Here is a 20,585-nt window from a genome sequence, read left to right on the forward strand (position 1 = left end):
ATCTGTGACACCTTCCCGCGCTTTTTTACCGCTGCACGGGAGTTCCACCATGTTTTCGCCCCTCTCCTCCTCGCCCCGCTCGCTCCGCGGCCTGGGCGCACTGGCCCTGCTCGGCGGCATCGCGCCGCCGGCCAGCGCCGCGTTCCTGGAGGACAGCAGCGCGCGCCTGGAAGCGCGCACGGTGTACTTCAACCGCGACTTCCGCGACGGCACCTCGTCCAACCCGCAGGGCGCCTCCAAGCGTGAGGAAACCGCGCAGGGCTTCATCCTCAACCTGCAATCGGGCTACACCGAAGGCACTGTGGGCCTGGGCATCGACACCCTGGCCATGCTTGGCGTCAAGCTCGACTCCAGCCCCGCCGACAGCAATAGCGGCCTGTTGCCCTCCACCGGCCACGACCCACGCCACTCCGCCGACCAGTACGCCAAGGCCGGCGTCACCGGCAAGCTGCGTGTTGCCCATACCCAGCTCAAATACGGTGCCCTGCTGCCGGACATGCCGCTGCTCAAGTACAACGACGGCCGCCTGCTGCCCAACATGTTCCATGGTGCGCAACTGACCAGCGAGGAAATCTCCGGCCTCAAGCTCAGCGCCACCCGCCTGGAGCGCTACACCGCGCGGGACTCCACCGACGCCCAGGACATCCGTCTGAACTGCAAGAACAAGCGCTACGCCTGCGACACCACCGGCAACCGCTTCGATTCGTACCAGGCCGACTACCAGCTGGGCGACCAGGTGCTACTGCAATACGCCCAGGGCGGCCTGGAAAACGTCTACCGCCAGCGCTACGTCGGCGTGGTCGGCAAGCAGGCCATCGGCCCCGGAAAACTGACCGCGGACCTGCGCTGGTTCGACAGCGATGACGACGGCGCAGCCCGCGCCGGCGAAATCGACAACCGCGCCCTCAGCCTGCTGCTCGCCTACGCCCAGGGTGGCCACACACTCAGCGCCGGCTGGCAGCGCATGAACGGCGACAACTCCATGCCCTACCTCGACGGCAGCAACCCCTACCTCGCCAACTACGTGCAGGTGAACGACTTCGCCAACGCCGAGGAACGCTCCTGGCAACTGCGCTACGACTTCGACCTGCGCAGCGTCGGCATTCCCGGCCTGAGCGTCATGAGCCGCTACGTCAACGGCGACCACATCAGGCTGGCCAGCGGCGACGAAGGCAAGGAATGGGAGCGCGACCTGGAGTGCAAGTACGTGATCCAGACCGGCACCTTCAAGGACCTCAGCCTGCGCCTGCGCAACGCCACCTACCGCACCAACTACGAACAGTCGGCGCGGGACGTGGACGAGGTGCGACTGATCGCCAGCTACAACTTCTTGATCCTCTGAGACGGGCCTTGCTTGCCGCTACCTGCGCCCTGGCCCCATCTCCGGGCCGAAGGCGATCGGCCTGCTCCTTGCGAGCATCACTTGCCGCTGGTCACCCGCGTCCACAGACGGGTGCTCAGGCGCATCCCTGCCGGCGATAGCGTCTGGATCGGGAAGAGCGTATCGAGCACCGCCTGCGACGGGTACACCGCCGGGTTGTTGCGCAGCGTCGGGTCGACGTACTGCAACGCGGCGGCGTTGCCATTGGGGTATTTCACCGCATTGCTGATGTTGGCGATCACCTTGGGTTCGAGCAGGTAGTTCATGTACGCGTAGGCATTGGCCAGGTGCGGCGCGCCCTTGGGAATCACCACCATGTCCACTGCCACGGTGGAGCCTTCGCGCGGGATGCTGTAGCCGATCGCCACGCCGCGGACGTAGGGACGGATGGCCAGCAGCGCCGCCTCGGCCTTCTTCAGGTCGTCGGGGTTCTGGCTGTGCGGGTCCAGGCCCATCGGCGCGAAGGCTAAGGCATAGGTCGATAACAGCAAAATCGTCTAACTTCTCCGGTCCCGGCCCCTAAACTTGCTGGGTGGAACGAGGTGCGGCAGGTGAGTATTCCGGCGTGTTTCGGCTTGTGATGTTCCTGGCTTCGCTGGGCGCTTTTTTCTGCCGTGGTCCCCATACCTGAACAGCCGCCCAAGACTCAGCGCGACAATCTGAACATCGAAGTAGTGGAAGCTCACTACCCTGTTGGAGCGCAATCATGTCGATGAGCTTTCCGCTCCCCTCCCCAGCTCATCGTAGAACGAACCCGCGGTTGGTCCTTGCTGGCCTTGCAGTAATTTTCTGCGCATTTCCTACCGCCCCGGCCCTTGCTGCCGTTGAGGGGAAGCCCTTGGCGATGTCGCAATCGAGCACGCCCACAATCGATACGAATGAGATCCAACGGCCGTGGACCGGTGATCTTGACGGAATGAAAGAGCGCAGGACCTTTCGAGTCCTCACGATCCATGGCAAGACCTTTTACGTTGCCGGCAGGGGCGACATGGCGGCATCCAACCTCACCATTACCCAGGCAAGACAGGCGTTAGTGGATTGTTCAGTGCCTGGATACACCAATAGCAGCGAAGTGATCCTGTCCGGTAAACGCCGGTCGCGGCACGGCATTGGGGTTCAATCCAGCGAGGAGGAGAGATGATGAAGAGATTGCGAATTGGCATGCTGGCGTTGGCGCTATGCGTGCCCCTGGCTACGGCGTCTGGCATTGCCCGCGCAGACGAGGTGCCCATGGTGACTGGCGAGCAATGGATGCAGTCGTCGGAGCAGCTCAAGAAGGTCTATCTCATCGGCATCGCCAACGCCTACCAGGTGGAGGCGGCCTACTACGGGTCAAAGCCCCCCTCCGATGAGCAGAGCTTGATTCCTCGTTTCGGCAGGGGCCTGAAGGGACAATCGCTCGACTCCGTGCGCGAAAAGCTCAACCAATGGTACGCCGCCAATCCCGATCGCGTGAAACGGCCCATCATCGAGACCATCTGGTTCGAAATGGTCGTGCCCGGTCTTCAGAAGAACCAATAGCGGAGATGAACATGAAACGGTTCCTCTCGTTTGCCGCAGTCCTCACCGCAGCCAGTGTGATCGGCTGCACCTCAATGACATCCGAGCAGCAAGGGACGGTGAGCGGCGCCGCCATCGGTGCCGCCGCCGGCGCCGGCATTGCCGCAATCGCCGGCGGCAGTGCATGGACCGGCGCAGCGGTTGGCGCCGTCGCCGGGGGTGTTGTCGGCAATATCAAAGGCAAGCAGCAGAAGTAGTCTGGCCGGTCCGTACGATGACAGGGTGTTTCTCTGGCAGGGATCATCGAACGCCCCTTTCAGGCGGGCTCCGCCTGGGTGCGGGAGGCAGATCGATCCGGGCCGCCGCAGCGCTCCCGGGTCATTGATCGCCTGCTCTCATCGGTTCTGTGCACGCCCAGGAGGCCTTCCTGAATCACGACTGGAGTCTTCGACCGTCCGGATGAAACGAAAAAGCCCGACACGGGGTCGGGCCTTGAGGTTTTAGTAGGTGGCCGGCGCTGGTCTCCGGCTTACAAGGTTTCTGAGGAATCTGGCGGAAGAGATTCAACCTCTCCACTTCACGCGGCCTATGGGACATATCGATGTTGCCAGCCGTGTACCCCGGGAACGTGCCCCACGTCTCCTTGCTATCCACTTGCGCATCAGTCTGCGTTCTCACCTACTGGATTGAGGTTAGCAAAAGTCCCGGCGAGCTGGCCGGGACTTTTTAGACCGATTTCCTCCGCTGGCGTGACGGTCAGAATGGAAAGAACTATCCACCACCGGAAAGCGGAGTGACGCCCGATATCTCGGCGCCACTCCGGCGAGCGATCATTCCGCCATGTGCAGTTCCAGCAGTTGCACGCGGAACAGGCGGGTGGCGCTGAGCAGGCAGATGAACCCCAGGCACATCCAGCCGAAGCCGATCATGAAGGTCATGCCGGACAGGCTCGACCACAGCCAGATCGTGCTGAGGAAGCCCAGGGCTGGCAGCGCGCCGTAGCTCAGGAAATGACGCGTGCCACGCAGTTTCTGGTCGACCAGGTAATGCTTGATCACGGCCAGGTTCACCGCCGAGAACGCAAACAGCGCACCGAAGCTGATCATGTTGGCGACGGTATCCAGGGTGACGAAAAGCGCGATCAGCGAGAGCAGGCTGATCAGCATGATCGCGGTGGCCGGAACGCGCTTCTTCGAAACCAGCTTGCCGAATACCCGGGGCAGCGCGCCGTCCCGTCCCATGGCGAACAGCACGCGTGACACGCTGGCCTGGGACACCATCGCGGAGGCGAAACAACCCGCCACATAGGTCGCGGTGAAGAAGGTCACCAGACCCTCGCCGCCGATGCGACGCATCACGTCCAGCGCGGCGGAGTCCGCGTCCGTCAGTGCCGTCCATTCCGGGAAAACCAGCTGGCCGAAGTAGGCGGCGACGATGAACAGCAGGCCACCGATCAGGGTCACCAGCATGATGGCCGCGGGGATCTGGCGCTTGGGGTTGGGCGTCTCTTCCGCCATGGTCGAGACGGCGTCGAATCCGAGGAAAGACAGGCACAGAACGGCCGCGCCGGACATGACAAGCGGGAAGCTGAAATGCTCGTCATAGATCGGCTGGAGCAGCGAAACCGGCTCCGACTGGCCGTTCAGGTGGCTCAGCGAAAGCGCGATGAACACCACGATGAATACGGCCTGGGCAACGATGAGAATCCAGTTCACCCGCGTGATCGACTCGATGCCGACCAGATTGAGGAAGGTCACCAGCGCGATGGACCCCAGGATCCACGCTGCCGCGGGAACCGTCGGGAAATACTCGGACATGTAGATGCCGATCAGCAGGTAGCTGAGCAGCGGCAGGAAGATATAGTCGAGCAGCAGCGTCCAGCCGGCCATGAAGCCGAAGCAGGCGCCAAAGGTCTTGCGCGTGTAGGTGTAGACGGAGCCGGAATACGGGTGGGCCTGGACCATGCGACCGTAGCTGTATGCCGTCAGCAGCATGGCGGCCAGGGTAATGGCGTAGGCCGTGGGCAGATGGCCCATGGTCATCCGGGTAACCAGGCCGTAGGTGGTGAACACCGCCAGCGGCACCATATAGGCCAGCCCGAAGACTACGAGTGCGGTAATGCCCAATGATTTGCGGAACGTGCGGGGCGAGCCCGACTCGCAATGAGGCTGGTGGGTCGGGTGAGAGGTATCCATTACGCTTGTTATTTTTTTCATGGCTGACTCAAGGCACTCCTGCTTCGCTCGCCTCAAAGGACGTTGTTATTCGAATGGGGCGCGCATGGTGCGTCAGCTTCCAGCTGAGGAAAATTATTAAAAATATGTTCGAGCCCAATGAAAAAAATGGTCGACATGCAGCCTCGTTTTCACGCTCGGCCCCTGCCCTCATACGAACCGGTCATGCAGCCACCCACGGCATCGAAGAGTGATGATCCAGATGGGCCGGCCACTTGCAGGGCCGGACAGATCGAGTCTCCACCGCGTGAATCGAGGCATGCGCGGATGACGGGAGCCCTCATTGCGTACCTTCAGCCATCGAGGCATTCGCACCCACCCGGCAAAAAAAGACCGCCTCCTTGGGCGAGCAAAATCACCTTGTCTGCCGGTGAGGCCAGGCAAGGTCAACTTCACGTAAGGAGGCGGCCAGAAGATGGTTGCGGGCGCATTTAATCGCACGCCGGCGCCCCGCGAAACGAGGATTTTTGTTGCTGATGACCAACGAAATCCGCGGGCGCCTGGAGCATCCCCTGCCCTTCGTTGCGCGCGCGGACGGCTGCCCTTCCTGGCCCGTATCAACCTCAGCGTGGATTCGGAAGCAGCCGCTGCGGATGACTGCCAACGGCCAACAGCAGAGGTTCGAGGCAGGAAGGATTGAAACTGCTTCCCGCCTCCAGACGCTGATCCAGCATGACCTACGAGATACTCGGAAGCAGGTGTCCATAACCGGCAGCACGGGTGAAATCGGCAAGGTGCCAAAGGCTCCCGTTCGCTCCCCATGTGCCATCGGCGATGTCCATCAGCTGTATCGAAGTCATCAGCATGCGCCCATCGTCCGGCTCTTTGCAGTGTTCGATTGCCTGGTGCAGGCCCAGGACGTAGTCCTCGCGCATTCGCTCATCGAGGACGCCGGCAGGCACCTTGACCATAACGATGCAGGGAATGACCTGGGCATGCGGGTTCACCCCACCGCATAACCAATCTGCCGCGCGAACCTCCTCGATGAGCACCCAGCACAGGCTGCGCTGCCGAGGATCGTTTCCCATGTATTCATGAGCGATTGCTGTCTCGCTGACGCGCTTCAACAGGCGCTCCCGTTGCTGTTCGCTGAATGCGCCGGTGGGAACCTTGATCAGGATGTTGGGCATGAATGAAACCTTGGCAATGGGTAGAGGCGCTATTGGGCCAGGCCTCCGCCCCCTGCAAAAGTGACCGATCCGTCTTCTTTCGAGCATAATCGGACAATGCATGACTTCACCCTTCTGGTCATTCCGGGCGCGTTCGCCTCCAGCGTGACCGTCACCCTGGACATTCTCGCCACTGCAACAAGCGTCGGCGAGCGGCGTGGCCTGGCGACGCCGCGCTGGCGGATATGTGGCCCTCAACCCGGCCCCGTGACGCTGGGTCATGGTCTGCAGTTGCAGGTGGAACCGATCGAGCAAAACGACCAGGACAACTCCTGCTGGGTCATACCGGGTATTGGCGTCGGTGATATCGGCCTGCTTGAGCAGCGTCTCCAGGAGCCGTGGGCGGCCCCCCTGCTCTCGGCGTTGCGTACTCACATCGCAAACGGCCAGGAGATTGCAGCGTCATGCTCTGCCGTCTTCTTGCTGCACGCGGCCGGGCTGCTGGAGGGGCGGCGGGTGACAACGTCCTGGTGGCTGGCGCCACACCTGCAGGAAATCTCTCCGGGCTGCCGTGTCGACCCGGACTTCATGGTGTTGGCCGATCCCCCGTTGACCACCGCGGGTGCCGCCTTCGCTCAAACCGACCTCATGCTGCATCTACTACGCCGGCGCCTGTCGCCCGAGATTGCCGACTCGGTGAGCAAGGCTCTCCTGCTCGACCGCCGACAGCTGCAATCGCCGTTCGTTATCCCCGCCGTACTGGTGCAAGGCAATGCCCTGATCTCGCGCCTGACCGCACAGATCGAGGATTCGCTGCCGGAACTGCCCGGCGTCAAGGCGCTCGCCGCGAGCCTCGGCATGTCCGAGCGAACCCTGTCGCGCCATGTCCACAAGGCCACCGGGCACTCCACTCGGCAGCTTATCCAGCGGGTGCAGTTGAACAAGGCCCGAGCGCTGCTCGAATCCGGAAAATACTCCGTCGAGGCCGTCTCGGCGCAGGTCGGCTACCAGGACGCAACAGCTCTCCGGCGCTTGATACGCCGACACTTGAACTCGACCCCACGACAATTGCGTCAGAGTTGATCGAGCGGCTGCTCTACCATTCTTGAACCACCGCTTCGGGTCGGTAGCGGCCATCCGGGGTAAGCGGCGCGTCTTGTTGAGTTCAAGACACGCTACTTGAAAGCCGCCGGCAGGAAAGTCCAAACGGTTATTGGGTTGCCGGATAGTCGGCGATGACCTCGTCGGTGCCATCGCGAGTAAGCCCAATGATTTGATAAGCCTGCTGGGTCTGCCCCATTTCCATGCCAGGCGAGCCGATGGGCATGCCTGGAGCCGCGAGCCCAAGCAGTTCCGGACGCTTCTCCAGCTCGTGGATCTGCGCCACCGGAACATGCCCTTCCACGAATTTTCCACCGATCACCGCGGTGTGGCAGGACGATAGGCGCGGTACCACGCCAAAGCGCTGCTTGACCGCACTCATGTTCGGCTCGACATGGTCGTTCACGCTGAAGCCATTGGCCTCCAAGTACTTGATCCAGCTCTTGCAGCAACCGCAGTTGGGGTCGCGGTAGACGTCGATGGTTGTGGCGGCCTGGGCGATGGATGCGATGAACAGCCCGGCCAGTGCGGTCAAGCGAAGTGCCTTGTGCATGATGCTCCCCCTCTTAGTGACAGCAGCAGGAACTGCCGCCGCAGCCACGCGCCTTGCCACCTTCCGAGGCCTGGGTCGATGCTTCGACCTTGGCCGGATAACCGGCATCCTGCAGCGCGGCCATCAATGCTTGGGCATCGGCGTCGCCACTGACGCGCACCCGGCCCGCCGCGAGGTCAACCGACACCTCGGCAACCCCAGTGACTGGCGCCAATGCAGCATTCACGTGGCGGACGCACGAAGCGCAGCTCATGCCTTCAACGTGCAGATCAATACTTTTCATCGTGGTGACTCCTCAACAAGAAACCTTATTGCCCGGAACACTGGCTGAACCTGTCCGGAGCGTGGAGCTATCCTCGACCTTGCCATAGTGGCAAGGTCAAGCCTCCGGAACTTATCCATCGAGCGAGGCTTTACGCAGGCGCACGGCATTGAAGACGACCGATGCCGAACTGACGCTCATGGCCAAAGCAGCAATGATTGGGGACAGCAGGTGCCCCGTCAGGGGGTAGAACAACCCGGCGGCGAGGGGGATGCCCATGGCGTTGTAAGCGAAGGCGAAGGCCAGGTTCTGGTGCATGTTGCGCACCGTCGCCATGGACAGGTTGCGAGCGCGGAGAATGCCAAGCAGGTCACCTTTGACCAAGGTGACCTGGGCACTGTTCATCGCGACGTCCGTACCGGTACCCATGGCAATGCCAACATCGGCGCGCGCCAGGGCGGGCGCATCGTTGATGCCGTCTCCGGCCATCGCCACACGATGCCCAGCCGCCTGGAGACTGGCAGCCAGGTGCTCCTTATCCTGTGGCTTGACCTCGCCGTGTACTTCTTCAATACCCAATTGCCTGGCCACTGCACGCGCGGTGGTCGGACCGTCGCCAGTGGCCATAATGACCCTAACTCCGGCGGCCTGGAGGTATTGAACGGCCTGCCTGGAGGTAGGTTTGATGGGGTCAGCTACCGCCAGCAAACCGGCCAGGGCACCGTCCACCGCCAGGTACATGATGCTTGCGCCTTCGCTACGCAGTTGTTCGGCACGTACCTGCAGGGCCCCGCAGGACACGCCCGCATCGGCCAGCAATGCAGTGTTGCCCAGCAGCAGGCGCTGCCCATCAACCTGGCCGCGCACGCCAATCCCCGAGGCGCTCTCGAATTCCTCTGCTTCACTCAACGCCAGCCCCTGGGTCCTGGCCTGTTCGACGATGGCATGGGCCAGTGGGTGCTCGCTGCCCTGGTCAAGGCTGGCGGCCAGCCAGAGGACCTCTTCGGCACTGAATCCAGACGCTGCCTCGACACTCTGGAAGGCCGGCCGCCCTTCGGTGAGGGTGCCGGTTTTATCAACGATCAGCGTATCGATCTTGCGCAGGTTCTCGATGGCCGCCGCATCGCGGAACAGTACTCCGCTGCCAGCAGCCTTGCCCGTGGCGACCATTACAGACATCGGGGTCGCCAGGCCGAGGGCGCAGGGGCAGGCGATGATCAGCACCGCCACGGCGTTGATCAGACCAAACACCCAACTGGGCTGTGGCCCCCAGACGCCCCATCCAATCAGGGTCAGGGCCGCGATGGCGATGACGACCATCACGAAGTAGCCGGCAATGACGTCAGCCAGGCGCTGCATCGGCGCCTTCGAACGCTGCGCCTGCACGACCATCTGCACGATCTGCGCAAGCATGGTTTCCGACCCGACCTTTTGCGCCTGCATCACCAGGCTACCGTGGGTGTTCAAGGTTGCCCCAATGAGCGTGTCGCCCACTTGCTTGAGCACCGGCAGAGGTTCGCCAGTCAGCATGGACTCATCGACTGCGCTTTCCCCCTGTACGACCAGGCCATCGACCGGGACCTTCTCCCCGGGGCGGACGCGCAACCGGTCGCCTGGGTGCACATGGCTCTGCGGGATGTCCTCTTCGCTGCCATCGGCATTGATCCGCCGGGCCGTCTTCGGTGCCAAGCCAAGTAGCGACTTGATGGCCGCCGACGTCTGCGAGCGCGCCTTGAGTTCGAGCATCTGGCCTAGCAAGGTGAGCGAGATGATGACAGCCGCCGCCTCGAAGTAGACGCCGATGCGGCCCTCCATCATGAAGTTCGCCGGGAAGGCCGCCGGCGCCAGGGTAGCTACGAGGCTGTAGAGATAGGCAGCGGAAGTACCCAAGCCAATTAGCGTCCACATGTTGGGGCTGCGCTGGAGCACCGAGCGCACTCCGCGCACGTAGAACGGCCACCCCGCCCAGAGCACCACTGGGCTGGCGATCACCAGCTCGACCCAGTTCTGCGTGGCGCCATGGAACAGGTTCAAGGCGTGTCCGCCCATGGCCAGAAGCGTGACAAGGATGGTCAGGGGCAAGGTCCACCAGAAGCGCCGGGAAAAGTCCCGGAGCTCGGGGTTCTCGTCCTGCTCCAGTTCCGGCAGAACCGGCTCCAGGGTCATGCCGCACTTGGGGCAGGTGCCCGAACCGAGCTGACGAATCTCGGGGTGCATTGGGCAGGTGTACCAGGTGTCACTTGCAACTGCCGGGAGGTTGGTCGTCTCCTCCCGCACAGCGGCGCCATAGATTTCCGGTGCCGCCTTGAACTTCGACAGGCACTTTTCGCTGCAGAACCGGTAGACCTTCCCGGCGTACTGCAGTTGATGGGCACTGTCTGTTTTGACAGTCATCCCGCAGACGGGGTCTTTCACTTCGCCAGAGGAGGTTTCGTTTCCGGCTAATGAGTGTGCGTGTTCATGACCGTGCATGAGTCAGCCTCTTTCGTCGTCCTTGGGGGCTTTTCCCGTTCCACTGTGATGGCCGTGGCCGCCGTGGTGATGGCCGAACATGTGCATCAGAGGGCACAGCAACAGGATCGCGTATGGCAATAGCAGCGAGATATGACCGTAGTGCTCACGAGCCAGGTAGAACAAGGCAATTACCAGCAACATACCCAGGGCAATACCGGGCTTGCTGCGCCAGAAGGATGGCGGCTGCTGGTGTGATGAAGGCGAAGCGTTCATGAGTATTCTCCAGGGCGGAAGTGGGATGCCCCGCCTTGGCCTGGGGATGCTTCCGCCCTGCAGGCCAAGACCGGAGCCGCGCCGTGTGATTACTGGGCTGGTTTCTGGGCCGGCTGGCCCATGGGTTGCTGCATGGGCATGCCCTTCATGCCTGACTGCGGGTCCATCATGCCGGCCTGCTGATCCATCATTTGCATCATCATTCCCATCATCTTCGAGTCCATCATCTTCATGTGCTGCCCCATGCCCTTGCCGGCGCAGCCGTTCTGCATCATGCCCAGGCCTTCCTTCATCGCTTGCATGCCGTCATGCATGGCCGCCTGGCGCTCCTCCGGGGTCTTGGCGGCAGCGAGCCTGTCGTGAATGGCCTGCATCTTTTGAATCTGCTCGGACATGGCCTTTTCCTGGCCCTGAGCCGGCGCCGACTTGCTCTCGGCTTTCGCAGGGGCCTGATCGGGGTGATGTTCGTCGACAGCCACGGCAAGCAGCGGACTGCCGATCAGTAGTGCGGCGACGAGCGATTTGAGGGTGATGTGCATGGCGATCTCCAGGTGTTTCAACGGGTGAAATGAAGCACAGCCGCGCCTGGTCGTGCAGGCGCAGCAAGACTGTGCGCCCGGTGGTCCGGGTGCACGGAAGGCGGGTCAATCGTTGAAGCGGACGAAGCTCAGGCGTGCCGGCGGCCGGGGCGGCGCAGGCAGGTGCGTGGCGAGTGCGCCGAAGCGCGGAGGGATTACGGCAGACAGGAAGAGGACCGGAAGCGTGAGCAGGAGCACCCAGAGGGCCTGGTCGAACGGAAGGTACCCCAGCACCAGATTGAGCGCGGACGCGCTGTCGTCACAGAATTGTAGGCAGCCGCTGGCATGCAACTGGTGCGCTTGCCCCTCCAGACTGACTGAGACGTCTGTATGAGCTAGCGCGGGGTCATGCTCTGCGTAGGACAGGCAGCCATGGCTTGCCGCAACCCCGAACGCCAGCACCCACAGCACGAAGGCCATGCGTAGCAACGTACGTTGATGGTTCCGGAACCAAATCATCTGCTCAGTCCGTAGCAAAAGTAACCTAGACACTACCGCTGGCGGCTTTGCGACACTTGATTCGGATCAAACAAAGATGCCGCTTTCGCAACAGTCTAGATACCTGCATGGACGTCTGCTTCGGCTCGGAAACGGACGTTCAGCGAGAGAGCTTGCGCCAGGCAGAAGCCTATGCGAGTCGGCCCCACATCTGAGCCAGCCCCAGCAAGTGAGCGACTCCGAAAACCAGGCAGATTGCCGAACTGATGATGACGAACTGCCGACTGTGTCCGGTGCCAACCAGCAAGAATGGGCCGGCAATGCCTCGGAGAAGGTAAACCAGTGTGGTCGCAGCCAGGACCGGGCGCAGGAACGGTAGCGGGCCAATCACCGTTGCACCGGATAGGGCGTAGATCGCCCAGGCAAAAAGGACCATGGCTATCACGAAGGTCACGGCCGCCGGATACATGCTTCCAGCCTCGGCGGCGCGGGCGAAACGCTCGCCAGCACCGAAAAGCCGATACCAGCGCGGCCCGACTATCACGACGCCGATATGCAATGCAGCAGCAAATGCATCAAGCACCGCCGCAATGATCAGCGCAAAGCTGTACTCGTGAACCATGAACTGCTCCTCCCTGGAAATCGCTCCATATCCTTTGTGCCAACCCTACTGCACTCGACAAGACACCTGCCGGCCTGCGGTTCCGCCAGACGTCATGCGATCGCGCCAGTCTCGGTCTTCACCAGCCTCGCCAGAAGCGTCAGCCCTTGCGTCAAATCTTCAAGCAGCGGACCGCCGAGACAAAGGCGGATTCCGGCCGCCTGGTCACTAGGTTCGACCATGACCGATTCGGGGGCCGTCACTCGGATGCCCAGCGCGGCGGCCGCTGCCGCGAGGCGATTGGCAGTGTCGCGCGGCATCGGTAGCCAGACGTGATAGGCATCCGGATGCGAAATGAGTTCGACGGCGCCAAGGAGCGAAACGGCCAGGCTCGATCTTCGACACGCTTCATGACGCAAGTCCTGCGGGATGGACGCGATGACACCCGTGGACAGCCAGTCCTCCACCACCGCACAGGACAATGGCGACGGAGCCATGGGGATGTCCTGCAGGACTTCTTGCGCCGCGGCAGCCATTCCCGCCGGCAGCGTGAGCATGCCGATCCTCAATCCGGGACCGAGGGACTTGGACAGCCCATTGACGTGGAAGACTCTCTCGGGAGCCAACGCCGCGAGCGCAGGCGCAAGTGGCGGCCCCAGCGCGTAGACACCGTCCTCGATGATCCAGGCACCCGACCGCCGGCAGACATCGACGATAGCCTGCCTTCGTGCCACACCCATCGTTGCCGTGGTCGGGTTATGCAGCGTCGGCGTGAGGTAGACCGCCCTGCTGGCGGTTGATGCGACGCTGTCGAGGGCATTGGCGAGGGCCTCCGGCACCATCCCCTCTGCGTCAATCTCGACGCCTTGCATCCGATAACCTTTGCGCCGGGCCAGCGCAATCGCACCGGGATAGGTGAGTCTCTCAGTCAGGATCACCCCCTGTGGCCCACAGGTGAGATCGAAAGCCAGCGAAATGGCCTGGCGAGCGTTGCCCGTCAGCGCCAGATTCGACGGATCGACCGATACACCGAGGGTTTCCAGCCAACGGGCGAATAGACGTCGATGCTCCAGATGCCCGGCAGGTGGCGAGTAGAGATTGAGATGATCTGCGTCGATCTTCCGCGCGACCCCAGCCAGGGTCCGCGCCAGAAGACGGGCGGTCAGCATCGCCGGCGGCACATTGGACGAGAGATCAATCTCCCGCTCCTCATGCGCCTGACAGATCGCCACGAAGGTTCCCCGGCCCTTGACGCTGCGTACCAACCCTCGCCGTTCGAGGGCTGCATAGGCTTTTGTCACCGTCCCAAGGCCGATTTCCAGTTGCCATGCGAGGTCTCGATGGGCAGGCAGGCGGTCGCCCCCTTTCAGCCGCCCCTCGACAATGTCGTCGGCCAGAGCCCGAACCAGCCGCTCGGCGACACTCGCGTCGATCTCCGCAAGGCGCGGCGTCCACGGCGATTGAAGAAGCATCGTTAACGTCCCGATCGATTATTAGTGTCACGTGACACTATTTAAATAGATCAAAAGTGTAACGTGCATTAGGGTTGTTTGCGACGTTCAACTGTTTCACGAACAGCCTCGCTGCAATGACGGGGGCAACGGAGAGTCCGATGTTCAGCCATGTGACTGTTGGCGCGCAGGATCTGGAGCGAGCCGGCCATTTCTATGATGCAACCCTCGCCCCGCTCGGCCTGAAACGCCGTGCTGTCGCGCCGGATGGCGGGCCGCCGGCGCTATGCTGGGTGACCCGTGCAGCGGCGCTGCCACGCTTCTACGTCTACATCCCCCGCAATGGCGAGCCATCGACGGTTGGCAACGGCAGCATGGTCGCCTTCCTGGCCGCCTCGGAAGAAGCCGTGGAAGCGGCCTACGCTGCGGGCCTTGCGAGCGGCGGTACGGACGAAGGAATACCTGGAGCGCGCCCTCACTATGGCCACGGCTATTTCGGCGCCTATCTGCGCGACCCCGATGGGAACAAGGTCCACATCGTCTATCGCGGAGACCTCCAGGAATGATGAAGAAGTCCCATGCCATGGAGCGGATTGGATGGCCGAAACCCTTGCATGGGTTTCGGGATACGCGCCGGAGGATGCCTCGATGATCGGCAGTCCTGTCGCACTCGCCTTCGGCATGTACTTCCTGGCCGCCGCCAGTCCGGGGCTGAGCAACATGGCGATCATGGCAGCGGCAATGCGTGACGGACGTACACCCGCCCTCATCCTGGCCGGCGGCGTCATGACAGGCTCGCTCTTCTGGGCGCTGCTGGCGGCGACCGGCATCTCCACCTTGCTGGCCACCTATGCCCGGGCGCTTCTCGTCATCAAGGTGATCGGTGGCATCTACCTGCTTTATCTGGCGCTGCGTGCGGGCAGGTCCGCCATGCAGCCGACCGTGGCGTTCACTGGCGTGGATGACGGACGCGCGCCACCGCGCTACCTGCCGCTGTACCGCCAGGGCGTCCTCATGCACATCGGGAATCCCAAGGCGATCATGTCCTGGATGGCGATCATGTCGCTGGGACTGCGCGAGAACGCCCCCAACGGCACCGTTGCCGCGATCCTCGGCGGCTGCGCGTTGCTCGGGGTCATCATATTCGGTGGCTACGCCATCCTCTTTTCGACCGCCCGGATGATCGCCTGCTACGCCAGGCTTCGGCGCTGGATTCAAGGGCTTGTCTCGGCGCTGTTTGCCGTCGCGGGATTGAAGCTCCTGGTGTCGCCAGACTGATGCCCCGGTGTACCTGAGCCGATAGCCGACGATTGATCACGCCCCACCCAGGCTGATCGGACTTGCCCATGTCATTACGAACGTAAGGAGTGGTGTTGTGACCTGTGTGTTTCAGATGATCGATGTATTCGGCGCCGAACCTCTTTCCGGCAACCCGCTGGCCGTAGTCTTCGGGGCCGATACGCTGGAGACCGATGAAATGCAGCGCCTCACGCGCTGGTTCAACCTGTCGGAGACAGCCTTCGTGCTATCGCCCACGCATCCGCTGGCCGATTACAGGGTGCGGATTTTCACACTGGAAAGAGAAATGCCTTTTGCCGGGCACCCGACATTGGGCAGTTGCCATGCCTGGCTTTCCACCGGGCGGGCGCCGAAGAAAGAGACGGAAATTGTCCAGGAGTGCGGAGTGGGATTGGTGACCATTCGCCGTGACCAAGGGCTGCTGTCCTTTGGCGCGCCACCGCTGATTCGCTCCGGCCCTCCCTCGAAGGAAGAACTGACCGAGGCGGTGCAATTTCTGGGGATTGGAGCGCACGAGGTCGTCGATTCCGCCTGGATCGACAACGGTCCCGGATGGCTGGGAATCAGGTTGGCTTCGGCAGAGGACGTGCTTGGCCTGAATCCGCAACGAAGCTGGCCGCGCAGGATCGACATCGGCGTGGTTGGCCCGCATTCCCATGGTGACGCTGCTTTCGAAGTTCGCGCCTTTTTCAGCGATCACCTGGGCGCTACCGTCGAAGACCCCGTCACGGGAAGCCTTAACGCCTCACTGGCGCAGTGGCTGTTCAGCACAGGCGTGGTTGAGGGTGCCTATATCGCTGCCCAAGGTACCCGCCTCGGCCGCAAAGGGCGCATTCATGTGACTGGCGATAGCGCAGGCCAATTCTGGATCGGCGGTAAAACGCACACACAGGTTACCGGCCATCTTCAGGGGCTAGGTGAATGTCAGACGGGGCACATTCCGTACGGATGACAGGATCGGCCCAGGTCAACAGAGCCTCGCTGCGAAGGCCGTCATCGACTCATCAATTGTGTTCAAACAAGGATTTACACCTATGTCTTCGGCTCCGGAAAGCCAGCTGGAATCCCAAGGAACCACCCTCCCCGCTGTTCCGTCCGCATCCACCACGGACACCTTGAAAATGCTGGTGCGCTACAAGGCCTGGGCGAATGAGCTGACGTTCAACAGCGTGAGGAACCTGCCGGACGGCGAGGCGCTTCGCCCCAGGCAGACGCGCTTTGGCAACATGGTTCATACGCTGAACCACGTGTATGTGGTGGACGATATCTTCCGGCACCATCTGCAAGGCAAGAAGCACCACTACACGTCCCGCAACACTGAACATGCGCCAACGTTGGGTAATCTGTGGGACGCGGTTCAGCTCATGGACCAGTGGTACGTGAATCTCGTCGACAGTTGGTCGTTCGAGGATCTGTCCACTGTCGTCCACTTCGAGTTTGTCGGAGGGGGGAAAGGTGCCATGACACAGGAAGAAATCGTGTTGCATCTGATCAACCACGCCACCTATCACCGCGGCTTCGTCGGTGACATGATGTACCAGATTCCGTTTACGCCCCCCTCGAACGATCTGCCCGTATTCATCAGGGATCACTATCGCAAGGCTCGCTGAGCCTTTGTGCCTTTGGTGAGCAGCAACTCTCGATGGATGCGCAAAGGGCAACCTTGCCGCCCCAGTTATTCACTGCTCAGGGAGAGCGCCATGTCTGTAGAAATCCAGCTTTCGGAAAATGCGACTGAAGAAGAGCGGTTAGGAATTCTGACCCCGTTGCTGGCCCATAACCTGGCCAACGGTGGTGACGATGCCCATGAAACGTTTGCCCTGTTGCTACGAGATCCTGACAGTAACGAAGTCATTGGCGGGCTGTACGGCAAGGTCTCTTATCGATGGCTGCTCATCGATCTGGTCAGTGTTCCCGAGTCGATGCGTGGCCAGGGTATCGGAGAACGGCTAATGCGCATGGCCGAAGATGTCGCGCGGAAAAAGAACTGCACAGGTATCTGGCTGGAGACGTTCAGCTTTCAGGCACCCGGGTTCTATCAAAAACTTGGTTACTCCGAATTCGGACGCCTGGCAGATTACCCACCGGGACATACCCGGCTGTATTTCCAGAAGTCGTTGTGCTGACCGTGTTTTGGATCTTGAGCCGATAGCTGCACTGCGTAGCAGGCTGCAATCGCCCATTTGGCGCTCGTCTTCAATGTCAGCCAAGGGTTGTGGATTCAATCGGTGAACGCGACACACTGAACCCTGTGTAAGCGTGTTCACCTGGCCCGACTGGCGCTCCAACTGGTTGGGCAGAATAGCGTGTTTGACTATCACTCACGTCGCTCGTTGGGGCGGATTAAACGCGCCCTTGGCCAGTTGCGGTAAGAGTAAGTTCCCGCCACCCACTACTGGGCGTATGCAGCCTGTCGTGGTTGTCCGCTTCGGGTCGGATAGCGACGGTCATACCTCGACCGTCGCTGTGCGTCGTCAGACGTCCGTCTGCTCCGCCATCTCCAATGCGTCATCGACCTCAATGCCTAGGTATCGCACCGTGCTCTCAAGCTTCGCATGGCCGAGCAGGAGCTGAACTGCTCTCAGGTTCTTTGTCCTGCGATAGATCAGCGATGCCTTCGTACGTCTCATCGTGTGGGTGCCATACATGGCTGGATCAAGGCCAATAGCTTTTACCCATGCTTTGACGATTCGGGCGTAATGCCGGGTGGAGAGATGCATTGAGGCATGTAGCCGGCTTGGAAAAAGGCAATCCTCGCTTTGGAGATGGGCTTGATGTATCCAGGCTTCCAGAGCCAGGGGCGCTAACCGCCCCATAGCAACCAGTCGGCATAACGGTTTTCAACCAATCGCCGGAACAATGTGGCTGCTTCACCCACCCCCTTCTCGTATCATCAGCGCCTTCACATCTGGAACGAACCGCGTGAACTCGCTAACTGGAAAAGCTCCGGCTGCCCCTGATGGGACGAAGTGGGACGTAGCCGAGGCTGTCAATCAGCTCTCGTGGGACGACTTGCGCATCATCAAGACGCTCAGTGATTGCGGCAATCGTTCGGCTACGGCCAAGAAGCTTGGCATCAATGTATCCACCGTTTCGCGCCGCGTTGCTCAAGTTGAGCGAACGCTCGGCATCGCGCTGTTCGACCACCGCAAATCAGGGTATCTGCTCACCGCCGAGGGTGCTGAGTTGCGAGCACTCGCCGAGCGAGTGGAGCTGGATATCGTCAGCGTCACGCGGCGTGTTTCACGTTCAGGCCAAGGCCCCCTCGGGAAACTTCGCATTACCACCAGCGACTCGCTGCTGCTGTACTTCCTCACCCCCATCATCGCGGACTTCAAGGCCCTGAACGAGGGGATCAGCATCGAGGTGCTGGTGGGCAATGAAACCCTCAGCCTCGCCCGGGATGAATCGGATATCGCGATTCGAGCGACGAGAAAACCTGCAGAAAGCCTGGTGGGCCGTAAACTGGCGAACATTGCCTGGGCACCTTACTGCAGCGCCAAGCAGATGACTGGCGAGGCCCTTTTCGAAGAGGGGCAGGCATGGGTGTCCTACTCGGCGGCGCTCTGCGGTTTGAGGGCAACAAGTTATGTCGAAAGCAGGGTCGCCGCTGAGCGCATTGCCTACCGCACCGATTCTGTTGCAGCCGCAAGTGTCGCCATCGCGGCGGGCCTGGGTTTTGGATTCCTGCCCTGCATGCTGGGCGACATCACCCCAGGGTTGGTACGTGCCGGCCCGGTGGTGCCAGAGCTTCAGGACGAGTTGTGGCTGCTGACGCACCAGGACATTCGAAAATCGTGGCGCGTCAAAGCATTCATGACCTTCTGCGCCGCTGCCGTGGCCAGTCAAAAGCCCTTGGTCGAGGGGCAGTCGGTACTCCCGGTCACCTGATCGAAACCGGGAGTGCAGCTTAGATTTCCCGAGCGCCAATCACGGCCTTACACGCGATCTCGATCAGCTGCGGACGCTGGGCAAGCCTCGACACCCCAATGATATTGCTCGCGCACTGAGGCCGCTCAGTGCCATAGGCCGCCTTGCGCACTTTGCCGACCACCGCGAAGGCAGCGTCCATGTCCAGTACATAAAGCGTTTCCTCGACAACGTCTTGCAGCGTCGCGCCATACAAGGCGAGCAGCTTCGCAATGTTGTCGTAAGCGACCTGCATCTGCCCGCCCATCGACGAGAAATCACTGGGCTTGCCGTCGGCGTTCAGCGGCGCCGGGGCTAGCAGATTGCCGGCCTCGTCATGGTTGAACTGGCCGGATACGTAGATCTCGTTTCCTACCCGCCGTGCCTGCGGATAGCCATACGCCTCCTCCCAGGAAACGCCCCAGTAGGCGGTCTGCTTGTTGAACGGTTGTGAAGCTGCCATTGCATTCTCCTGCACATGACGGACCGGCTTGATCCGAATGGAACGGCGAATGCTAGCAGCGCGGCTGCGTATTCCATGGCGCAAAAATGAGCCGACATAGGCGCAAAAGTGCGCCACCGAGAGGCGCGTTGTTTCGTTATCTTTTGCTCGTCCTCAAGCAACGACGCTGAGGAGCGTACTCGTGGCTACGGTAATGCCTGCAACGTGTGGGCCCCGAAACGGGTGCGATTGAACTTCATCAAATTGAAAGGAAACAACAATGAGCAATCCTAAGACTGAAGTCCTGACCCCGCTCAACAGCCAACTGATCTTCATCGATCAGCAGCCGCAGATGGCCTTCGGCGTTCAGAGCATCGACCGGCAAACGCTGAAGAACAACACCGTTGGCCTGGCCAAGGCCGCGAAGATTTTCAATATCCCCACCACCTTCACCACGGTCGAGACACAAAGCTTCTCAGGCCACACCTACCCCGAGCTGCTCGCTGTGTTCCCGGACGCCCCGCTGCTGGAGCGCACCTCGATGAACTCCTGGGATGACCAGAAGGTGCGTGACGCACTCAAGCGAAATGGCCGCAACAAGATCATCGTCTCCGGCTTGTGGACCGAGGTCTGCAACGCCACCTTCGCCCTGTCGGCAATGAACGATGCCGGCTATGAAATCTACATGGTCGCGGACGCCTCCGGCGGCACCACCAAGGAAGCCCACGATTACGCCATGCAGCGCATGATCCAGGCCGGCGTGGTACCGGTGACCTGGCAGCAGGTGCTGCTGGAATGGCAGCGGGACTGGAAGAACCGCGACACCTACGACGCCGTGATGGAGCTGGTCAAGGAACATTCCGGTGCCTATGGCATGGGCGTCGACTACGCCTACACCATGGTGCACAAGGCGCCTGAGCGCGTTCAGCATGGCCCCACCTTGGCGCCTGTCGCTGCATCTGTCTGAGCCATCGCCAGCCCCTGCCCTGGGGGCTGTTCA

Annotated in this window: 24 protein-coding genes and 1 pseudogene; 12 read left to right on the forward strand and 13 right to left on the reverse strand. The window is 61.5% G+C overall.

Annotation, left to right across the window (positions count from 1 at the left end; genetic code table 11):
• The first annotated feature begins 49 nt into the window (after positions 1 to 49).
• On the forward strand, positions 50 to 1,342 hold the full coding sequence (locus ACNFBT_RS21730) for an OprD family porin (RefSeq protein ID WP_416752808.1): 1,293 nt from the start codon (positions 50 to 52) through the stop codon (positions 1,340 to 1,342).
• A 77-nt stretch (positions 1,343 to 1,419) separates the two neighbouring features.
• Here the strand turns inward: ACNFBT_RS21730 and ACNFBT_RS21735 are convergent.
• Positions 1,420 to 1,836: pseudogene (locus tag ACNFBT_RS21735) on the reverse strand (ABC transporter substrate-binding protein); the annotation flags it as partial.
• 383 nt (positions 1,837 to 2,219) lie between these two features.
• Between ACNFBT_RS21735 and ACNFBT_RS21740 the strand changes: the two are divergent.
• The 3 genes from ACNFBT_RS21740 to ACNFBT_RS21750 are packed head-to-tail and all read left to right on the forward strand — an operon-like array spanning position 2,220 to position 3,138.
• A complete protein-coding gene (locus tag ACNFBT_RS21740; RefSeq protein WP_416752809.1) occupies positions 2,220 to 2,522 on the forward strand; it encodes a hypothetical protein in 303 nt (100 codons plus the stop codon).
• Positions 2,519 to 2,902: a hypothetical protein gene (locus tag ACNFBT_RS21745; RefSeq protein ID WP_416752810.1), complete on the forward strand. Its 384-nt coding sequence runs from the start codon at positions 2,519 to 2,521 to the stop codon at positions 2,900 to 2,902. Before ACNFBT_RS21740 ends, ACNFBT_RS21745 begins: the two co-directional genes overlap by 4 nt.
• A gap of 11 nt (positions 2,903 to 2,913) precedes the next feature.
• Positions 2,914 to 3,138, forward strand: a complete 225-nt coding sequence (locus ACNFBT_RS21750; protein ID WP_416752811.1) for a YMGG-like glycine zipper-containing protein — start codon at positions 2,914 to 2,916, stop codon at positions 3,136 to 3,138.
• Positions 3,139 to 3,711: 573 nt separating this feature from the next.
• Here the strand turns inward: ACNFBT_RS21750 and ACNFBT_RS21755 are convergent.
• Together ACNFBT_RS21755 and ACNFBT_RS21760 are read right to left on the reverse strand one after the other, a co-directional pair.
• A complete protein-coding gene (locus ACNFBT_RS21755) occupies positions 3,712 to 5,097 on the reverse strand; it encodes an APC family permease (protein WP_416752812.1) in 1,386 nt (461 codons plus the stop codon).
• A gap of 695 nt (positions 5,098 to 5,792) precedes the next feature.
• Positions 5,793 to 6,245 (reverse strand): tautomerase family protein, encoded by a 453-nt coding sequence (locus ACNFBT_RS21760; protein WP_416752813.1) that lies wholly within the window; start codon positions 6,243 to 6,245, stop codon positions 5,793 to 5,795.
• Between the two features lie 96 nt (positions 6,246 to 6,341).
• On the opposite strand from ACNFBT_RS21760, the gene ACNFBT_RS21765 reads away from it, so the two are divergent.
• A complete protein-coding gene (locus ACNFBT_RS21765; RefSeq protein ID WP_416752814.1) occupies positions 6,342 to 7,307 on the forward strand; it encodes a GlxA family transcriptional regulator in 966 nt (321 codons plus the stop codon).
• Between the two features lie 127 nt (positions 7,308 to 7,434).
• Here ACNFBT_RS21765 and ACNFBT_RS21770 read toward each other — a convergent pair whose 3' ends face one another.
• The 8 genes from ACNFBT_RS21770 to ACNFBT_RS21805 all read right to left on the reverse strand — a co-directional run bounded on the left by ACNFBT_RS21770 (position 7,435) and on the right by ACNFBT_RS21805 (position 13,956).
• Complete coding sequence (locus ACNFBT_RS21770) at positions 7,435 to 7,878, reverse strand: DUF411 domain-containing protein (RefSeq protein WP_416752815.1); 444 nt, start codon at positions 7,876 to 7,878, stop codon at positions 7,435 to 7,437.
• A 13-nt stretch (positions 7,879 to 7,891) separates the two neighbouring features.
• Entirely contained in the window at positions 7,892 to 8,161 is a 270-nt protein-coding gene (locus ACNFBT_RS21775) for a heavy-metal-associated domain-containing protein (protein ID WP_416752816.1), read from the reverse strand.
• 111 nt (positions 8,162 to 8,272) lie between these two features.
• Positions 8,273 to 10,534, reverse strand: coding sequence for a heavy metal translocating P-type ATPase (locus ACNFBT_RS21780; RefSeq protein ID WP_416752930.1), 2,262 nt, complete (start codon positions 10,532 to 10,534; stop codon positions 8,273 to 8,275).
• Between the two features lie 81 nt (positions 10,535 to 10,615).
• Positions 10,616 to 10,867 carry a DUF2933 domain-containing protein gene (locus ACNFBT_RS21785; RefSeq protein ID WP_416752817.1) on the reverse strand — a complete coding sequence of 84 codons (252 nt, stop codon included), beginning with the start codon at positions 10,865 to 10,867 and terminating at the stop codon, positions 10,616 to 10,618.
• Positions 10,868 to 10,956: 89 nt separating this feature from the next.
• A complete protein-coding gene (locus ACNFBT_RS21790) occupies positions 10,957 to 11,406 on the reverse strand; it encodes a hypothetical protein (RefSeq protein WP_416752818.1) in 450 nt (149 codons plus the stop codon).
• 105 nt (positions 11,407 to 11,511) lie between these two features.
• Entirely contained in the window at positions 11,512 to 11,865 is a 354-nt protein-coding gene (locus tag ACNFBT_RS21795; RefSeq protein WP_416752819.1) for a hypothetical protein, read from the reverse strand.
• Between the two features lie 208 nt (positions 11,866 to 12,073).
• Positions 12,074 to 12,505 (reverse strand): hypothetical protein, encoded by a 432-nt coding sequence (locus tag ACNFBT_RS21800; RefSeq protein WP_416752820.1) that lies wholly within the window; start codon positions 12,503 to 12,505, stop codon positions 12,074 to 12,076.
• 92 nt (positions 12,506 to 12,597) lie between these two features.
• A complete protein-coding gene (locus ACNFBT_RS21805) occupies positions 12,598 to 13,956 on the reverse strand; it encodes a PLP-dependent aminotransferase family protein (RefSeq protein WP_416752821.1) in 1,359 nt (452 codons plus the stop codon).
• A 140-nt stretch (positions 13,957 to 14,096) separates the two neighbouring features.
• On the opposite strand from ACNFBT_RS21805, the gene ACNFBT_RS21810 reads away from it, so the two are divergent.
• The 5 genes from ACNFBT_RS21810 to ACNFBT_RS21830 all read left to right on the forward strand — a co-directional run bounded on the left by ACNFBT_RS21810 (position 14,097) and on the right by ACNFBT_RS21830 (position 17,360).
• Positions 14,097 to 14,501, forward strand: a complete 405-nt coding sequence (locus tag ACNFBT_RS21810) for a VOC family protein (protein WP_416752822.1) — start codon at positions 14,097 to 14,099, stop codon at positions 14,499 to 14,501.
• A 31-nt stretch (positions 14,502 to 14,532) separates the two neighbouring features.
• Positions 14,533 to 15,213 carry a LysE family translocator gene (locus tag ACNFBT_RS21815; protein ID WP_416752823.1) on the forward strand — a complete coding sequence of 227 codons (681 nt, stop codon included), beginning with the start codon at positions 14,533 to 14,535 and terminating at the stop codon, positions 15,211 to 15,213.
• Between the two features lie 115 nt (positions 15,214 to 15,328).
• Positions 15,329 to 16,186, forward strand: a complete 858-nt coding sequence (locus tag ACNFBT_RS21820) for a PhzF family phenazine biosynthesis protein (RefSeq protein WP_416752931.1) — start codon at positions 15,329 to 15,331, stop codon at positions 16,184 to 16,186.
• Between the two features lie 82 nt (positions 16,187 to 16,268).
• The gene (locus ACNFBT_RS21825) at positions 16,269 to 16,844 is read left to right on the forward strand and encodes a DinB family protein (RefSeq protein WP_416752824.1); all 576 of its coding nucleotides are present in this window, start codon (positions 16,269 to 16,271) and stop codon (positions 16,842 to 16,844) included.
• Between the two features lie 90 nt (positions 16,845 to 16,934).
• Complete coding sequence (locus ACNFBT_RS21830; protein ID WP_416752825.1) at positions 16,935 to 17,360, forward strand: GNAT family N-acetyltransferase; 426 nt, start codon at positions 16,935 to 16,937, stop codon at positions 17,358 to 17,360.
• A gap of 348 nt (positions 17,361 to 17,708) precedes the next feature.
• On the opposite strand, the gene ACNFBT_RS21835 is transcribed toward ACNFBT_RS21830, so the two are convergent.
• Positions 17,709 to 18,050 carry a tyrosine-type recombinase/integrase gene (locus tag ACNFBT_RS21835; protein WP_416752826.1) on the reverse strand — a complete coding sequence of 114 codons (342 nt, stop codon included), beginning with the start codon at positions 18,048 to 18,050 and terminating at the stop codon, positions 17,709 to 17,711.
• A 106-nt stretch (positions 18,051 to 18,156) separates the two neighbouring features.
• On the opposite strand from ACNFBT_RS21835, the gene ACNFBT_RS21840 reads away from it, so the two are divergent.
• On the forward strand, positions 18,157 to 19,125 hold the full coding sequence (locus ACNFBT_RS21840) for a LysR family transcriptional regulator (RefSeq protein ID WP_416752827.1): 969 nt from the start codon (positions 18,157 to 18,159) through the stop codon (positions 19,123 to 19,125).
• Positions 19,126 to 19,144: 19 nt separating this feature from the next.
• On the opposite strand, the gene ACNFBT_RS21845 is transcribed toward ACNFBT_RS21840, so the two are convergent.
• Positions 19,145 to 19,606, reverse strand: a complete 462-nt coding sequence (locus ACNFBT_RS21845; protein WP_416752828.1) for a Rid family hydrolase — start codon at positions 19,604 to 19,606, stop codon at positions 19,145 to 19,147.
• Between the two features lie 259 nt (positions 19,607 to 19,865).
• Here ACNFBT_RS21845 and ACNFBT_RS21850 point away from each other — a divergent pair, with 259 nt between their 5' ends.
• On the forward strand, positions 19,866 to 20,552 hold the full coding sequence (locus ACNFBT_RS21850; protein ID WP_416752829.1) for a hydrolase: 687 nt from the start codon (positions 19,866 to 19,868) through the stop codon (positions 20,550 to 20,552).
• The last annotated feature ends 33 nt before the right edge of the window (positions 20,553 to 20,585 follow it).

Source organism: Pseudomonas sp. NY15181 (assembly GCF_048068055.1).
Taxonomy (GTDB): Bacteria; Pseudomonadota; Gammaproteobacteria; order Pseudomonadales; family Pseudomonadaceae; genus Pseudomonas.

What these genes read in the sequence shown, in the direction of transcription:
- ACNFBT_RS21765 (WP_416752814.1), top strand. Translation starts at nt 6,342, where the DNA reads ATGCATGACTTCACCCTTCTGGTCATTCCGGGCGCGTTCGCCTCCAGC.
- ACNFBT_RS21830 (WP_416752825.1), top strand. Translation starts at nt 16,935, where the DNA reads ATGTCTGTAGAAATCCAGCTTTCGGAAAATGCGACTGAAGAAGAGCGG.
- ACNFBT_RS21835 (WP_416752826.1), bottom strand. Translation starts at nt 18,050, where the DNA reads ATGGGGCGGTTAGCGCCCCTGGCTCTGGAAGCCTGGATACATCAAGCC.
- ACNFBT_RS21805 (WP_416752821.1), bottom strand. Translation starts at nt 13,956, where the DNA reads ATGCTTCTTCAATCGCCGTGGACGCCGCGCCTTGCGGAGATCGACGCG.
- ACNFBT_RS21745 (WP_416752810.1), top strand. Translation starts at nt 2,519, where the DNA reads ATGATGAAGAGATTGCGAATTGGCATGCTGGCGTTGGCGCTATGCGTG.
- ACNFBT_RS21845 (WP_416752828.1), bottom strand. Translation starts at nt 19,606, where the DNA reads ATGGCAGCTTCACAACCGTTCAACAAGCAGACCGCCTACTGGGGCGTT.
- ACNFBT_RS21795 (WP_416752819.1), bottom strand. Translation starts at nt 11,865, where the DNA reads ATGGCCTTCGTGCTGTGGGTGCTGGCGTTCGGGGTTGCGGCAAGCCAT.
- ACNFBT_RS21790 (WP_416752818.1), bottom strand. Translation starts at nt 11,406, where the DNA reads ATGCACATCACCCTCAAATCGCTCGTCGCCGCACTACTGATCGGCAGT.
- ACNFBT_RS21770 (WP_416752815.1), bottom strand. Translation starts at nt 7,878, where the DNA reads ATGCACAAGGCACTTCGCTTGACCGCACTGGCCGGGCTGTTCATCGCA.
- ACNFBT_RS21775 (WP_416752816.1), bottom strand. Translation starts at nt 8,161, where the DNA reads ATGAAAAGTATTGATCTGCACGTTGAAGGCATGAGCTGCGCTTCGTGC.
- ACNFBT_RS21755 (WP_416752812.1), bottom strand. Translation starts at nt 5,097, where the DNA reads ATGAAAAAAATAACAAGCGTAATGGATACCTCTCACCCGACCCACCAG.
- ACNFBT_RS21785 (WP_416752817.1), bottom strand. Translation starts at nt 10,867, where the DNA reads ATGAACGCTTCGCCTTCATCACACCAGCAGCCGCCATCCTTCTGGCGC.
- ACNFBT_RS21815 (WP_416752823.1), top strand. Translation starts at nt 14,533, where the DNA reads ATGGCCGAAACCCTTGCATGGGTTTCGGGATACGCGCCGGAGGATGCC.
- ACNFBT_RS21750 (WP_416752811.1), top strand. Translation starts at nt 2,914, where the DNA reads ATGAAACGGTTCCTCTCGTTTGCCGCAGTCCTCACCGCAGCCAGTGTG.
- ACNFBT_RS21800 (WP_416752820.1), bottom strand. Translation starts at nt 12,505, where the DNA reads ATGGTTCACGAGTACAGCTTTGCGCTGATCATTGCGGCGGTGCTTGAT.
- ACNFBT_RS21760 (WP_416752813.1), bottom strand. Translation starts at nt 6,245, where the DNA reads ATGCCCAACATCCTGATCAAGGTTCCCACCGGCGCATTCAGCGAACAG.
- ACNFBT_RS21810 (WP_416752822.1), top strand. Translation starts at nt 14,097, where the DNA reads ATGTTCAGCCATGTGACTGTTGGCGCGCAGGATCTGGAGCGAGCCGGC.
- ACNFBT_RS21780 (WP_416752930.1), bottom strand. Translation starts at nt 10,534, where the DNA reads ATGACTGTCAAAACAGACAGTGCCCATCAACTGCAGTACGCCGGGAAG.
- ACNFBT_RS21820 (WP_416752931.1), top strand. Translation starts at nt 15,329, where the DNA reads ATGATCGATGTATTCGGCGCCGAACCTCTTTCCGGCAACCCGCTGGCC.
- ACNFBT_RS21730 (WP_416752808.1), top strand. Translation starts at nt 50, where the DNA reads ATGTTTTCGCCCCTCTCCTCCTCGCCCCGCTCGCTCCGCGGCCTGGGC.
- ACNFBT_RS21825 (WP_416752824.1), top strand. Translation starts at nt 16,269, where the DNA reads ATGTCTTCGGCTCCGGAAAGCCAGCTGGAATCCCAAGGAACCACCCTC.
- ACNFBT_RS21850 (WP_416752829.1), top strand. Translation starts at nt 19,866, where the DNA reads ATGAGCAATCCTAAGACTGAAGTCCTGACCCCGCTCAACAGCCAACTG.